Origin of the sequence: Aquimarina macrocephali JAMB N27, from assembly GCF_000520995.1 — a bacterium.
Classification (GTDB): Bacteria; Bacteroidota; Bacteroidia; order Flavobacteriales; family Flavobacteriaceae; genus Aquimarina; species Aquimarina macrocephali.
In genome coordinates, this window is sequence record NZ_JACA01000026.1 from 101,439 (window position 1) to 115,909 (window position 14,471).

Here is a 14,471-nt window from a genome sequence, read left to right on the forward strand (position 1 = left end):
TACACTTCTTTTTTAATATGACCAATATCATAAGAACAATCTATAAAATTGAAGTTTAATTTTTAAAATTCGCTCATAAGTCAGATGCTATACTATTTTTTTAAAGATTACAAAACCTGATAATTATCATAGTGAGATAATCTATATGCGATTATTTTTATTTCTCTTGAAAATCACCATGATGAAAACAGGAATAGTAAAAAAAGAAACTAATTATTTTCAGCAGCTAACATCTGTAGAAATCAACAATCAAATCTGGTTTATAGTTGATGAGGTAGTGGATGTACTGGAGTTAGGAAATCCAAATGAAGTGTGGAGTACACTGGACATAGAAGAACGTTTTGCTACCGAAATATTTCATAATGGAGTTCAAAAAAATGCGAACCTGATTTCTGAAAGCGGTTTGTATTCTTTAATTTTTAAGAGTACTACAGGCAGTGCCAAAAAATTTAGGAAATGGGTTACTAATCAGGTATTACCACTAATACGAATTAGAGGGTATTACACTACAAAACGGCTAGAAATACCCAATTTTGTAATCCGGTTTAATGACAATTGGGATCGTATATCTTCTGGGTATTTTTCAATATTAAGCGAGCTTTTTATTAGATTATATGGGCGGTTTGAACAAGAAGGTTATATTCTACCCAACAAAGCTTTAGACGGTAAAGAAATAAGACCCGATATTAGTGTTTCTCTTCATTTCGAAAAACATCTTGAAGAAAAGTTCCCACAATATAATCGTGAATTTAAAACATACCTTCATCGATTACCAAATGGTAAAGAAATAGAAGTAAAACAATACAGAAATCATTTGCTACCCATATTTATAGATTTTATTGACAAATATTGGTTACCTGAACATGCATATGTATATTTTGAAAGACGAGATAAAGAAGCCTTAAAATACTTATCAAAATTGATTAAATAAGAAATTTGATATTACACTAGCTATTCCGATTCCCAAAATAAGAAAAAGTACAAATTTTCTAAATTGTTCTTGAGATATTTTATTAAGAATCTTTTTTCCAATCCATGTGCCTACAACACTTACAACAATCAAAATAGGAACTAAATACAGATCATGTGAATGCATATAGCCATTATAGTAGTAAACAATTGTTCTACTAAAATCTACACCAAGATCAATTATCGCTGATGTTGCAATAAATTTTTCTTTATCCATCTTGAAAGCTGCCAAAGTTATCCCTCTTATTGCTCCACCTGTTCCTAAAAGCCCTGCGCTTAATCCAGATAGAGAACCTCCCAACATTGCGTTTCCTGTTTTAGGTTTTATTCTAAGTTGTTTAAATAGTAAAAACAATAAGCTTAGGGAAATCAGGAAAATCCCAAGGAAGTATGTTAGCATTTTGGGATCCAGATATTTACTAAAATGTGCTCCTACTGAAACAAAAAGGATTGCCGGAATACCTAAAGTCAATACTATTTTTTTATCAAAACCTTTTTTGAATAAAGCAATTTTTGAAACATTACTCGATAAATGAAATAAAGCAGTAATACCTAAAACAGATTGAAAATCAAGAAAGAAATTTGCAATTGGAACAAAATATACTGAGGAACCAAAACCGCCAACGGTTCCCAGTATTTCTGAAAGGATCGCTAAGATTACAAAAACGGGAAGGTATTTACTTAACATAAGCTTCAATTAAATATTTTAAATGTATTTTAAACTATAATTAGAGACTATGTATTTGTACAGCTATTTAACTGAATATATGCATCATTTATATAGCCTTTATTTGTCCCTTATTTACGTTTGCCATAATCAAATATACAATACCAAAATTTGGGGTTTTTAGCATTCACAAACTTTAATCTAATATTTCGAAACTGAATACCATATATCAATATTGTCTTTCTTTACTGCTATATACTGTTCAAATATTTTAGAAGGCGAAGTGGTTCGAGCATCAAAAATAGGTACTGTTGAAGTTTTCCCCTTTATGTAAACACGATCTCTAAAATTTAATCTTCCGCTAATAGTATAAGTATCAGCTTCAACTTCAACCGTATCTCCGCTACTTCCCAAAGCCAATACAGCATTTAATTCTGAAAACGTCATTCAGTTAGTAATGGTGTAAGTAGTTCCTCTTTTTTGTGATGTTTCTAGCTGTTGTTTGTCTTCATTAATTCATTTTGTAATTCTTTAAATTGTAATTCTTCATCTTCAGAATTACATGAAATAACTGTAATGAAACTAAATAAAATAACTGGAAAAATAAGAGTGTCCTAATAAGTTTTATACCCCATAAAAAAGATGAAAAATTATCTCAGATATCATTTTTAATAAGCAAAGGATTAACTATAGCACTGTATCCTTTAATTTTTTTCCATAATAATAGTAGTGCTACAGCAATTACACATATAAATAGAAATAGCAAACTTCCTTCTGGTCCAAAAACTCCACCAGTTAAAGCATTGTTAGACACATCCACACTAATTATGGATACTTTTGTACTATTGCCGCTAACTGCAAAACCAAAAAAGACTCCTTGCACCAGATTCCATGAAAAATGCATTCCGGTTGACATCCCTAATCGGCCAGTTATCAAAAACGGAAGGCATAATATAATTCCGTAAAGACCTAAATTGATAGTCGAAACAAAAGTTGCTCCTTCATTATCCATATGAGCAATACCAAATACTATAGAAATAATAAAAAGAACGAGTATAGCTCTTTTTGCAGGGTCTTTTTTTACGTTACGTAAAACTTCATATAGTATATAGAACAGAAAAGCTCGAAAAAATATCTCTTCAACAGAAGTCCCAATAATCAGACTAAACACTTCAGAAAGGAAACCTTCAATAAATGTGAAGTCAGATGATTGAGTTGTAAAATAATCAACAATCTTTAAATTACCCGTTAGATACATTATCAGAAAAAACAGAGATAGTTGAAGCAATGAAAAGGCACAACCAACAAAGAACTCTTGCACCCATTTTTTACTAAGTTTTAATCCATATTTTTCAAAAGATGATTTGTCAAGGTATTTTATTTGAACAAATAAACTCAAAAGAACAGATACAAAATATATTGAACCAGATATATATCCACGAAAAAGGCTTTGATCTAGGATTTTTTGTAACCCAATTTGTAACGGGATATTAATTGCAAAAGTTATGAATAGAAAAAGTAGTAAACGCCATATTGGCCGTATCTTATTTTTAGAATTGAAGATAATTTTGTTCATATGTAAGACTTAATTTAAAATAACTCTTAAAAGGAATTATTTTAGTTATTTAATTAACCGCAAATTAAGTCTGATAATGCTAAAAAAATAGAATGGTATTAGTCAAATAGAAATTTTAGAATTGACGAATCTTTTTAGGATTAAAACCAACATAAATTCTAAATACTCTTATCATATGGCTATGATCAGAAAAGCCACAAGTAAAAGCTATTTCTGTAATCGACATATCTGTATAAAGTAAAAAGTGTAATGCTTTTTTAACTTTAATTTTCCTCATATAATCCCCCAAAGTACCATTGTAATATTTTTTAAAGTATTTTGAAATTGTAACAGGGTGAACATTAAGTTCTAGCGCTAATTCGCTCAAAGAGATAAACTCGTCCCAACGGTCCTCGATTATTTCTCTTAGTCGTTTTATCCAAGAAGGCATAAACGAAGATTCATTGTTCATAGCAAACAATGATTTTAAGGAAAGGTCGATAGAATCGCTTGTATAGTAATCATTAATACACAACTCATGATAGATTTTTATAAAATCTAAATATGCACCACTGTTTTTTGTTAGGGACAAATTCAAATTAATAAATTCTAAATCATTAACAGAGAAGAATTCTTTTTGTAGTTCTAGATTAAGATTTTTTGATGGAAATGCAGTAAATCGATTGCGATGCAACTCTCCTTCATTATAAACCATTATTTTTCCCTCAGACACCTGGATATCTTCTTTTTTTCTAGACTCTAGATTACCTCCCTGGAGAATTAATGACATATGAATATTCTCATGAGAATGCCAATCTTCTGAAACGGGCTTTGTATAGTTTACTAATGATACAGTACAATATTTTGAATGAAATTTATCCGACGATGTTCCTAAAAAGTTATTGTATTTCAATTTCATTTAAAGTAAAGTTTTAATTATCACTTGCAGATAAAAAAGGGTGTTCTTTCTATAATAAATGACGATTTAAGGTCAATTATGTTACTTTAAACTACACAAACTTTGTTTCTTTTTAATTTCAAATTCTTATCCCGAAAAAAACAGAACCTCCTTGTAGTACCTCTTAGGAGTATCATATTATATTCATTGTATCTTATTAAAACTCTTTTCTCGACTTCATTTTATAAAGATGTAGGTTTTTTTCCCAATAATGCTCTTCAATATGGTATGTTTCTAATCCAAATTTGGCATAAAATTGATAGGCATGTTGTGAAGTCCAAACCTCAATATTATGTATATCTGGATCTTTTCTTATCTCTTCAATACAATGTGAAATCATTTTTCTCCCTATGCCTTTACCTTTGAACTCTGGGTGAATAAAATCCCACGAAAGCCTTGCTGTATCTGGAGTACTTTTATGATATCCACCGCAACCAATCATTTTATTTTCATTCTTTGCAAGAAAATATGTAGTACTATGCAATTTTAAATACTCTGTAAAATCGTCCCACTCTTTTTTTGCAAAATACTTAGGAACATTTAGAAAAAATATGCTCTTGATTTCGGGCAACTGCTCTTCTGTATATCTAATAATTTGCTCTTCAAGCATTTTAAAGGGTATTGAAAATTCTTATTCTTTGTGGCTCCCATTGCTCTATTAATGGGGTATTCTTTTTATCATAAAAAGGCCATTGACTATTCGAAATATAAAGATACCCCATTTCTTTATAGAATTTACCATTAGTAGGCTCTCCTTTATACGGTAATGCATTATCCAAAATTTCTACTTTAGTTACCTTATTAGAATCTATACTAAGCTTTATTACCTTTTTTGGGTTCGAATTATTTTGAATGGCTATCAATGTTTTATCATTAATATAACTTAAACCATCTATTCCTTTTAATAAATACTCTTTGGATTCATACCACTTTCTATTTGAAAAATCAGCTAAACTTAATTTCATGATTCCTTTTATATAATCGGCTATAAACACATATTCATGTGTATTATCAAGTGTTATCCCTTGTAGGTTAAAAGCTTCTTCAATTTCAAAAGAATTTTCGAGTATTGCTTTATAGGTATCTATTACAAATATTTTTGGTGATACCGAATTAGTCGCATAGATTTTATTATTCTTAGCTAACACCATACTCCCAATAACAGCTTCTTCCGGTATTTCTATTTTAGCAATCACATTCCCATTTTTGGTGTTTATCTTATAAACAAATGACTTATTATTTTGCTCTTTATCGTATTTACTATAGTTCGGAAACATAGATGATGATACCCATATAGAGTTCTTATCTGCTCCTTTTATAATTGCAAAAGCCGAGCCTGTTACAGACAGAAGTTCTTCAGATTTTTTAGTTTTCAGGTTATATTTAATAACAAACCCATTTCTAACATCGGTTAGGTAAGCAATATCATCTATCATCACTACATCTTCGATATGATATTTACCAGGTACTTCAAAAAAAACAGAGCTTGATTCTTTTTGAGTTGAAAAAAAGGAGGCTTTTTTCTTTAAATCGTTTGTAAACTTCTCCTCTTCTAAAAGGTGTTTAAAATCTTCATCCTCAAATTTTAGTTTGGCATTCCAACTCAATAAAGTACTCAAAAGCTCAAAAGATTGCTTATTCTTACTATTAAGAGCATAAGAAGCTGCTAAATTAAACAATATTGTAGGCTGTGAAGGATGTAATTCCAAGGCTTCTAAATTAAGTTTTTCGAATGCTTCATAATTTTTATTTTTATAAGCTTCTACACTCTTCTTGTAGAGTTCATTTAAGCTTTGCGTATAGCCAGTTACGGTCGAAAAAAATATGATTGCTACTATTTTAAGTTTCATGGTCTTTATACTTTTTGTAAAAACATCTTCTAATATTTCTAGAGGTTATTTTTTGATAATTTATAGATCAAATATGATAAATTACTGTGTAAATAATTAGGTGAAAATATCATGAAATGGTTTGTAAATATCATTTTTTTGACAATTTGATAAACGTTTCGTTTACTTACAGTCAATTTTATACTTCGGTCTGTATAAAAAATGATTTGATACTATGAATTAAAAGTTTAAATTATGAACGGCATAAAAAACGATATACTTATCTAGATTCATTATTATGAAAATACTTATTGTTGATGATGAGGCTTTGGCTAGAAAAAGGATTTTAAAATTAATTACAGAAGCCGAAGTAACAGATTCTATTATTGAAGCATCTTCTGGTAAGGAAGCAATACAATTTATTCTTAAGTTAGAACCTGATCTTGTTTTCTTAGATATACAAATGACAGATATGACTGGTTTTGATGTGCTAAAAGAGGTACATACAGAATATATCCCTAATATTATTTTTGTGACTGCTTTTGATAGTTTTGCAGTAAAAGCATTTGAAGTACAGGCCATTGATTTTTTATTAAAGCCTTTTAAAAAAGATCGATTTTTTGAAGCTTTACATAGAGGAATCGATCGTATTAAATTAAATGAAAAAGAAATTTTTACCTCAAAGATGAGTGGCTTGATTCAATTTCTAAAAAACGAAGAAACAAGTATCTTAGAAGAGCGTAACACATACTTAGAGCGAATTGTTTTAAAACTTGGTAAGAAGTATTATTTTGTTGAGACCAGTACTGTAAAATATATCATTTCATCTGCATATTATGCCGAAATCTTTACGTATTCGGATCAAAAACATGTGTATCGAATTTCTATGAGTGAGTTTATTAAAAAATTGGACCCAAAAGAATTTATTCGTGTAAACAGGTCAACTATCCTAAGATTAAAAGAAATTAAAGAGGTTATCGGAGAAGGTATGGGAGATTATAGCATTACTATGAATGATGGAAAGTCATTCTCTTTAACAAAAACATATAAAGCCTCTTTTTTAAAGAAAATTGATATTAAGAATTCTTAAGATGCTAGATAAAAAACTTTTTAGATTTATAGTTCTCTTTTATATTTTGGCATGCCTTTTTGCTCTTGTCAATGCTCTCTTTCAAAAAATAAGTGGAGTTTCATTTAAATCATTTACCTGGACTGGACTCATCATGAATTATTTATTTAATTATGGCACCAAGTTCATATTTATTATAGCTTCAATCATATTTACGAGAGTCTATATTATGCGCAAATTCTCTCTACCCATTAGTATTATTCTTCATACTTTAATTTCTGTTTTATTATCGCTCTACAGTTCGATTCTATTATTAGGGTATGAGAAATATATTTTGGGGTATACCGATGTTATAGATATCAAAGTAATTTTATCGAGATTAGCCTATAGTTCGAATTTTAACTTTTTTGTCTATTTTACATTAATCACCATTCTGTATGCCTATTACTATTTTCAAAAACAAAAAGATCAGGAGATAAAAGAATCCAATTTAAAAGCACAATTACTGGATTCAAAAATTAAAGTCTTACAGTCACAGCTTCAACCACATTTTCTATTTAACGCATTAAACGATATCTCTTCCTTAATGGATATTGATATTGAAAAATCGCAAGATGCAATAGCCGATTTAAGTGAAATGTTAAGAAAGACACTTAGCATTAAAGATGTAAAATATATTACTTTAAAAGAAGAGTTATCAATTTTAAACAAATATTTAGGGATCGAAAAATTGCGGTTTGGCGATAAGTTAAATTTTGATATTGATACGACCAACTCCATGTTGTCTGAAAAAATCCCACCACTTATTTTACAACCTATTGTAGAAAACTCTATAAAACATGGTTTTTCGTATACTCATGATACTGTCACTATTGGTATAAAAATTTTTATTCACCATGATGATATCGTTTTTGAAATAACTAATAATGGGCTACAATTGCAACAAGAGAAGATTATTTTTGGTAATGGTATCAGTAATGTTTTAGAACGAATAGACACCCTGTATCAGGGTAATTATTCATTTGACATTAGAAATAATGGAGATTCAGGAGTAATCAATATCATAAAAATACCAAGGATTTCTGAAGAAAATGCATAACCAAAATTAGTAGCTTGTTTAAGTATTTAGTTAGAGAATAAAGAAGCAACTATTACCCTAGCAGCAACTTGACTACCAGATAAGGAAGGATGAAACTGATCAGGACTGTAATATGAAAAGTCTTTAGTTTTATCAAAATGTTGTTTCCAAATTTTCCCTACCGGGCATAGTATTGCATTATTCTTGATAGCTGCATCGGTATAGTTTTTAATAACACCTTCAAAAGTATGATAATATACCCTTGATGGCCATACCATAAAATAGGCCAGTTTGGCATCATTTGCATTACATAAGTTACTATACCCTTTTCCTGAGTTAAGAAGCATTTCTCTTCCATCAGCCTGGGAAGAAGGGCCTTGCTGTATAATCACAAAATCGAATTTCTTTGTTTTAATCAGACGTTGAACCTCTCTGTCTGCCCAATGATCTATGATAGCATAATTAGGCTTAGCCAACATTGTAGTGGTAACAATTATCCCTTTATTTTTAGCTTCTTCTCTTACTAGTTTGGGTAAATCATTACTATAAGTCAAACTATTACCCACAAACAAGAGGCTATATTCTTTATTCGATATATCACGTTCATCTCCTTGCTGGTCAAAACTTTCGATTTCTGATTCTTGAGTAACATGAGTTGATGAACAAGATATGCACACTATGAATAATCCAATAAATTTTACAACCGTTCTCTTAATCATCATTTTTTATTATGCTTTATTTATTAAATAAACCTATCATCTTGTTTTACATTAATAAGTACATAAGTTTACGTAAATATTCCGATCCCAGAGATAAATGATATTGATGAACCATTTTTTGCTAACAATACACTAAAAGTTGATATCTATTATACCAAAAACTTTCAATATTTTAATCAACCACTAATGGATTATAACATAATATAATACCCCATAACAAATTGCAATAGCCTATTTACATACGAGATTTATACATTTGAACTTTAACTCAAAACTGCATTCTAAGAAACAAATTTGTAGTAATTTTAAATGTTCTTTAAGCGCTTCTTTTTTAAAAAACAATTCTTATCCATTGTTAGGAATGTATCATACTAAAATTATGAAGTTATTTTTCACTACTTTAAAGTCAAATTGGCATACCTGGTAGGGAATACACAAGGTAAAACGTTATAATTAATACTATCAATAAAGAGGCTTTAATATATTGAAATCAAAATTTACTTTTTCAATATATCTTTTTACTGAAAGAAAAACCGCTTAAGTATAGTCTAATGATCTACAGATTAAAAGTTTTCAAAAAAGTTGCAGATTTTCTAAGTTTTACCAAAGCTGCCAAAATACTTTTTATTACCCAACCTGCGATAACAAAACATATCAACGAATTAGAAAAACATTTTGGTAAAGCATTATTTAACAGGCATGGCAACAAAATAAGTTTAACTTCCGAAGGAAAATTATTACTACAATACACCAATAAAATACTAAGTCTATATAATCAATTAGAAGATGATTTTTTGGCTTTGAACAGTAAATTCCCCGATAAGATCACTATTGGAGCAAGTACTACAATTTCTCAATACATTTTACCTAAAATATTATCAAAATTTAAAGCAAAATACAGCACTACCAATATCACTCTTCTCAATAATAATTCTGAACATATAGAAGCATCAATTATTAATAAACAAGTAGATATTGGTTTTACCGAAGGAAACACTTCTAATCCATTATTGCACTACGAAACATTTGTTTTAGATGAAATCGTTTTGGTAACCAGTGCCGATAACACTTCACTAAAAAAACAAGAAATTACTTTAGAAGAACTCAAAAAATTACCATTAATACTAAGAGAGAAAGGTTCTGGTACCAGAAACGTGATAAAAGATACTTTAGGAAATTCTGGTATAGATATTAAACAATTATCTATAGAGATGACTCTGGGAAGTACAGAAAGTATCAAAACCTATTTAATGCACTCGGGTTCTTACTCTTTTCTATCTATTCATTGCATTACAGATGAACTAATGAATAATAAATTAAAAATTATTGACATTACTTCTTTTACTATTAAGCGTGTTTTTCATATGGTGAATTTACATGGCGAATACTCCAATACAGTAGAAAAAACAAAGCATTTCTTTGCTGCCCACTATAACCAAATGGAATAAGGGATTACAAATTGTAATAAAACTTATTCTATAAAAATATTCAAATTTGCATCTGCAATACAATATTAACAAGATGTAGACGAATATTTTGATGAAAGAAAAAGCTACTCAACTTACCAGAATAATTATATTTTCTCTAATTATTATAGCATGTTTATGTTCGATTATAAATAGCTCTGTAGCATTATTATTAGGTTTTTTATATGCCAATTTATTCGGAAATCAATTTCTTGCATTTAACAACAAGGTCATTAGTTTTTTACTGAAACTTGCCATTATCGGAATTGGTTTTAATCTCGATATTCAGGAAACATGGGGTATTGGGCAAAATGGTTTTATATATACTATGATTTTTGTAGCTTTTGCTTTATGCATTGGGATTTTATTAGGAAAAACCTTTAAAGTAGAACAAAAAACAGCTCATCTAATTTCATCGGGAACGGCCATTTGTGGCGGAAGCGCAATTGCTGCAATTGCATCTACAATTAACGCCCCAAAAGAAGATATTTCTATTGCCTTAAGTATAGTTTTTATTCTTAATGCTATAGCACTATTAGTTTTCCCCACTCTAGGACACATATTTAATTTATCTGAATATCAATTTGGTCTATGGAGTGCGATTGCTATTCATGATACCAGTTCTGTAGTTGGTGCTGCACAAATTTACGGAGAAGAAGCTTTAAAAATAGCTACAGTCATTAAGTTGGTTAAGACGTTATGGATTATTCCCGTAGCTATTTTTTCTTCTTTGTTATTTAAAGGCGAATTCGATTCAAAAAAAATACCATGGTTTATAGCAATTTTTGCTTTGGTAATTATCATAAATAGCTATTGGTCTATCTCAAGTACAATTACAAATTCGGTATATACGATTTCAAAATCAATATTCGTAGTTGTTCTCTTCCTGATAGGAACGAATTTATCTATTTCTAAAATAAAAGCGGTTGGGTGGAAACCTGCAGTTCTAGGAATATCAACATGGTTTATTATATCAACAATCTCATTAATTATAATACTTAATTTATAGTCTAATTCTATAATATAATGATCATAAAAATAAAACATAAAATAATCAGAGAATACGTAGGTATAGTACATCTGATATTTTTATTAAAGCCCCTTTTTAGATTCCCCTTTCCAAATGTATCCGGGTTACATTATATATACATCTGGGAAGATATAGTAATAGTACCTAAATCTGTCTAAAAATAAGTCGGTTGTTTTACGGTTAGGTAGTATTTACTATTTTATGTTAAGCCCTCTAAAGCTAGCTTTAGAGGGCTTTTCTTTATTTCATTACAAAGTTTAATATTTTATTTTTAAGATCAAATTTCCAATACTTTTGCTTTGTATACTTCAAAATAAAATATTGTCCTTATAAATTATAAAAACATTAATATTCACATTATCAGAAACATCTGTAACCATTCCTATAGTTCATTGAGAAAATAATACGAGCAAGGTTTGAGGTTTCTCAACTATGATAAAAAGAAAATTATTTTATTGAAGCTAATTCCAAACAGAGAATTACAAATCATTTTGTAACTTTAAGTAGAATTAACCAGTACGTATGTCTTTAACTTTAGAAAAATTTGGAATCTCATCAGAAAAAACATTACTATTTCTTTTTATTCTAAAAAAAAATGGAGAAATAATTTCTTTCAATAATAGGTGTGAACTATTATTTCCTCTGGATAAAAATAAAATCGAAGGAAAGCTCATTACCGATTTTATAATTGATAATGATGTATCAGTGTTTTTAAATTCGGTATCTGGTTTATCTGATGACAACCCACTCATCAATATATCTTTAAACTTCCCTACCGAAAAACTAGGAGTTATCTCAATAAAATTTGATTTCAAACTACATAATAATTTAATTTATGCAACAGGAATAGATACTACAGAAGAATATAAAGAACATAGAGCGTTATTAACTATTTCAAAGCTTGCCAAAACAGGTGCCTGGTATTTTAATCCCAAGAATAATGAAATGTACTGGTCTGATGGTTGTTACTTAATAAACGAACTAAGTTCCTGTACTCCTATAACAAGGGAAAAGGAAATTAGCTTTTACCCCAAAGATGCCAGAGTAAGAATAAAAAGTTTCCTTGATAACCTCATCAAAGACAAAGAAACTTATGAGTATACAGAAAAAATTATTACTGAAAAAGGAAATGAAAAATGGGTTAAAGTTGTAGGACAACCCGTTATTTATAAAGATGAGGTTGTATATGTAAACGGAACTATTACGGATGTTACAGATCGGTACAATTATATTGAAAAGCTAAAATATAGCGAAGAAACCAAACATTTGGCTTTAAAAGGCATACAATCTGGATTGTTTGATTATCATGTTAAAAGGAATGAAGTTTTTTATAGTTCAGATTTTAAAAAAATGCTGGGATTACCTCTGGATCAGGATTTTGTAGCAGAAGAAGAGTTTAGAAAAATGATACACCCAGATGATGTAGAAAAAATGCTTACTAGGCGATATGATAACTTTAATCAAGATGATAATTACTATTATAATTACTATCGACTTAAGCATATTAATGAAGGGTACCGACATTATGAAGTGTACGGTTTCAAAAGAAAAAATTCAAAAGGAGAAACAACCCGAATGATTGGTAATTTGATCGATGTTCATCAAAAAAAGATCAATGAAAAAACTATTGTAGAAAGTAAAAATCGATTGCAGGCAATCGTTAACAATGGATTTGCATATACAATTTTGTTAGACACCAAAGGGACAATTCTAATGACTGATGAGAAATCTGTAAAAATTATAAATAGAGATTTTAATGTAAATCCAAACGAAGTGTCTTGCCGTTTTATAGATGTTATGCCTCTTAATTTCAAAAATTCCTTTGCTCATGAATTTAATGAAGCTCTAAAAGGAAATATTGTAAAAAAAGAAATAGAACGCATTACTTACAAAGGTGATTTGCAATGGCTTGAAGCCAAATACACTCCTGTTTTTGACCAAGGAAAAACGGTAAACTCTGTTCTTGTTAGTTTTCTGGATATCACAGAACGAAAATTAGCAGAAATCGCAATTAAAGAATCACATATTAAAGAACAAGAGTTAAATAGCCTTAAATCAAATATATTATCCAATTTTAGTCATGAAATAAGAACTCCGCTAAATGGTATAATGACTGTGAGTAAACTATTACTGGACGAGGAAAAACCCGACGAAAGAGAAAAACTCCTGGAATATTTGGAAGAAAGTAAAAACAGACTTCTGAATACAATCAACAACTTATCTAATTTTAGCGAAATAGAAGCTATAAAAAAGAACATAAACGTACAAAAATTAGACATTAACTATACTATAGAAACTTCGCATAGAGAATATAAACATATGGCAGAAGCAAAGGAATTAACCTATCAATTAGAACTTGATAAGACCAGTCCCCAGGTTAGAATTGATAAAGATTTATTTAGAGCTGCAATAAACAATATTATCCATAACGCCATTAAATACACTAACAAGGGAAGTATAATTATTAAAGTTAATTCTAAAAATTCAAAAAATAATGTTTATATTTCAATAACTGATACTGGAATTGGAATAGACAACGAAAATCTTAAGAAAATTTTTGATCCTTTCATGCAAGAAAGTATCGGTATGAGTCGTAAATATGAAGGAACCGGTATTGGCCTAAGCTTATCTAAGCGATATATTGAAATCCTGGATGGGAAAATAGAAGTAAAAAGTGAAATAGGTAAGGGTACCGAGTTTAATATTATAATTCCAAAATGCCTATGAATGTTCTCTACGTAGAAGATAATAAGATAAATGCAATGGTAATGGATAAAATGTTATCCAGAAACGATTCAAATGTTATCATTGCAGAAAATGGTTCACAAGCACTTAAAGTTGTGAAAGAAGAAATGCTTGATCTTATCCTGGTTGATATTAACCTGGGACTTAATCAAATGGATGGCTGTGAATTACTTCAAAGATTCCGTAAGTTGGAAATTCTTAAAAACATCCCTGTTTTTGCAGTAACTGCCTATGCTATGCCAGGAGATGAGCAACGTTTTATCAATATCGGGTTTGATAATTATTTCTCAAAGCCTGTAAATTTTGATCAACTTTTATCGGTAATATCAGAAATAGGTACATCCCAACCTACATAATTACAGAAATAACTATTATAAAAATCAAAA

At 29.4% G+C, this 14,471-nt stretch carries 14 protein-coding genes; 7 read left to right on the forward strand and 7 right to left on the reverse strand.

All coding sequences use genetic code 11. The features are described 5' to 3' along the window. Nucleotides 1-181 precede the first annotated feature (181 nt). Entirely contained in the window at nucleotides 182-931 is a 750-nt protein-coding gene (locus tag Z054_RS28725) for a BRO-N domain-containing protein (RefSeq protein WP_024771138.1), read from the forward strand. Here the strand turns inward: Z054_RS28725 and Z054_RS0116440 are convergent. From Z054_RS0116440 to Z054_RS0116465, 6 genes are all read right to left on the reverse strand, one after another. Next, nucleotides 914-1,657, reverse strand: coding sequence for a sulfite exporter TauE/SafE family protein (locus Z054_RS0116440; RefSeq protein WP_024771139.1), 744 nt, complete (start codon nucleotides 1,655-1,657; stop codon nucleotides 914-916). The genes Z054_RS28725 and Z054_RS0116440 overlap by 18 nt on opposite strands. 180 nt (nucleotides 1,658-1,837) lie before the next feature. Next, nucleotides 1,838-2,083, reverse strand: a complete 246-nt coding sequence (locus Z054_RS0116445) for a hypothetical protein (RefSeq protein WP_024771140.1) — start codon at nucleotides 2,081-2,083, stop codon at nucleotides 1,838-1,840. 208 nt (nucleotides 2,084-2,291) lie between these two features. Beyond that, nucleotides 2,292-3,212: a CPBP family intramembrane glutamic endopeptidase gene (locus tag Z054_RS0116450; protein ID WP_024771141.1), complete on the reverse strand. Its 921-nt coding sequence runs from the start codon at nucleotides 3,210-3,212 to the stop codon at nucleotides 2,292-2,294. A gap of 115 nt (nucleotides 3,213-3,327) precedes the next feature. Then, nucleotides 3,328-4,110, reverse strand: coding sequence for a helix-turn-helix domain-containing protein (locus tag Z054_RS0116455; protein ID WP_024771142.1), 783 nt, complete (start codon nucleotides 4,108-4,110; stop codon nucleotides 3,328-3,330). A gap of 196 nt (nucleotides 4,111-4,306) precedes the next feature. Continuing rightward, on the reverse strand, nucleotides 4,307-4,759 hold the full coding sequence (locus Z054_RS0116460) for a GNAT family N-acetyltransferase (protein ID WP_024771143.1): 453 nt from the start codon (nucleotides 4,757-4,759) through the stop codon (nucleotides 4,307-4,309). A 1-nt stretch (nucleotide 4,760) separates the two neighbouring features. Beyond that, the gene (locus tag Z054_RS0116465; RefSeq protein ID WP_024771144.1) at nucleotides 4,761-5,999 is read right to left on the reverse strand and encodes a YncE family protein; all 1,239 of its coding nucleotides are present in this window, start codon (nucleotides 5,997-5,999) and stop codon (nucleotides 4,761-4,763) included. Nucleotides 6,000-6,276: 277 nt separating this feature from the next. On the opposite strand from Z054_RS0116465, the gene Z054_RS0116470 reads away from it, so the two are divergent. After that, entirely contained in the window at nucleotides 6,277-7,068 is a 792-nt protein-coding gene (locus Z054_RS0116470) for a LytR/AlgR family response regulator transcription factor (RefSeq protein WP_024771145.1), read from the forward strand. Between the two features lies 1 nt (nucleotide 7,069). Continuing rightward, nucleotides 7,070-8,146 (forward strand): sensor histidine kinase, encoded by a 1,077-nt coding sequence (locus Z054_RS0116475; RefSeq protein WP_024771146.1) that lies wholly within the window; start codon nucleotides 7,070-7,072, stop codon nucleotides 8,144-8,146. A gap of 26 nt (nucleotides 8,147-8,172) precedes the next feature. Here the strand turns inward: Z054_RS0116475 and Z054_RS0116480 are convergent, their stop codons facing one another. Beyond that, nucleotides 8,173-8,847 (reverse strand): hypothetical protein, encoded by a 675-nt coding sequence (locus Z054_RS0116480; protein ID WP_024771147.1) that lies wholly within the window; start codon nucleotides 8,845-8,847, stop codon nucleotides 8,173-8,175. A 548-nt stretch (nucleotides 8,848-9,395) separates the two neighbouring features. On the opposite strand from Z054_RS0116480, the gene Z054_RS0116485 reads away from it, so the two are divergent. The 4 genes from Z054_RS0116485 to Z054_RS0116500 all read left to right on the forward strand — a co-directional run bounded on the left by Z054_RS0116485 (nucleotide 9,396) and on the right by Z054_RS0116500 (nucleotide 14,441). Further along, complete coding sequence (locus Z054_RS0116485; protein WP_024771148.1) at nucleotides 9,396-10,292, forward strand: LysR family transcriptional regulator; 897 nt, start codon at nucleotides 9,396-9,398, stop codon at nucleotides 10,290-10,292. A gap of 91 nt (nucleotides 10,293-10,383) precedes the next feature. Further along, nucleotides 10,384-11,319 (forward strand): YeiH family protein, encoded by a 936-nt coding sequence (locus Z054_RS0116490; RefSeq protein ID WP_024771149.1) that lies wholly within the window; start codon nucleotides 10,384-10,386, stop codon nucleotides 11,317-11,319. A gap of 543 nt (nucleotides 11,320-11,862) precedes the next feature. Then, complete coding sequence (locus Z054_RS0116495; RefSeq protein ID WP_024771150.1) at nucleotides 11,863-14,067, forward strand: PAS domain-containing sensor histidine kinase; 2,205 nt, start codon at nucleotides 11,863-11,865, stop codon at nucleotides 14,065-14,067. Then, nucleotides 14,064-14,441 (forward strand): response regulator, encoded by a 378-nt coding sequence (locus Z054_RS0116500; RefSeq protein WP_024771151.1) that lies wholly within the window; start codon nucleotides 14,064-14,066, stop codon nucleotides 14,439-14,441. Before Z054_RS0116495 ends, Z054_RS0116500 begins: the two co-directional genes overlap by 4 nt. Nucleotides 14,442-14,471 lie beyond the last annotated feature (30 nt).

What these genes read in the sequence shown, in the direction of transcription:
- Z054_RS28725 (WP_024771138.1), top strand. Translation starts at nt 182, where the DNA reads ATGAAAACAGGAATAGTAAAAAAAGAAACTAATTATTTTCAGCAGCTA.
- Z054_RS0116440 (WP_024771139.1), bottom strand. Translation starts at nt 1,657, where the DNA reads ATGTTAAGTAAATACCTTCCCGTTTTTGTAATCTTAGCGATCCTTTCA.
- Z054_RS0116445 (WP_024771140.1), bottom strand. Translation starts at nt 2,083, where the DNA reads ATGACGTTTTCAGAATTAAATGCTGTATTGGCTTTGGGAAGTAGCGGA.
- Z054_RS0116450 (WP_024771141.1), bottom strand. Translation starts at nt 3,212, where the DNA reads ATGAACAAAATTATCTTCAATTCTAAAAATAAGATACGGCCAATATGG.
- Z054_RS0116455 (WP_024771142.1), bottom strand. Translation starts at nt 4,110, where the DNA reads ATGAAATTGAAATACAATAACTTTTTAGGAACATCGTCGGATAAATTT.
- Z054_RS0116460 (WP_024771143.1), bottom strand. Translation starts at nt 4,759, where the DNA reads ATGCTTGAAGAGCAAATTATTAGATATACAGAAGAGCAGTTGCCCGAA.
- Z054_RS0116465 (WP_024771144.1), bottom strand. Translation starts at nt 5,999, where the DNA reads ATGAAACTTAAAATAGTAGCAATCATATTTTTTTCGACCGTAACTGGC.
- Z054_RS0116470 (WP_024771145.1), top strand. Translation starts at nt 6,277, where the DNA reads ATGAAAATACTTATTGTTGATGATGAGGCTTTGGCTAGAAAAAGGATT.
- Z054_RS0116475 (WP_024771146.1), top strand. Translation starts at nt 7,070, where the DNA reads ATGCTAGATAAAAAACTTTTTAGATTTATAGTTCTCTTTTATATTTTG.
- Z054_RS0116480 (WP_024771147.1), bottom strand. Translation starts at nt 8,847, where the DNA reads ATGATGATTAAGAGAACGGTTGTAAAATTTATTGGATTATTCATAGTG.
- Z054_RS0116485 (WP_024771148.1), top strand. Translation starts at nt 9,396, where the DNA reads ATGATCTACAGATTAAAAGTTTTCAAAAAAGTTGCAGATTTTCTAAGT.
- Z054_RS0116490 (WP_024771149.1), top strand. Translation starts at nt 10,384, where the DNA reads ATGAAAGAAAAAGCTACTCAACTTACCAGAATAATTATATTTTCTCTA.
- Z054_RS0116495 (WP_024771150.1), top strand. Translation starts at nt 11,863, where the DNA reads ATGTCTTTAACTTTAGAAAAATTTGGAATCTCATCAGAAAAAACATTA.
- Z054_RS0116500 (WP_024771151.1), top strand. Translation starts at nt 14,064, where the DNA reads ATGAATGTTCTCTACGTAGAAGATAATAAGATAAATGCAATGGTAATG.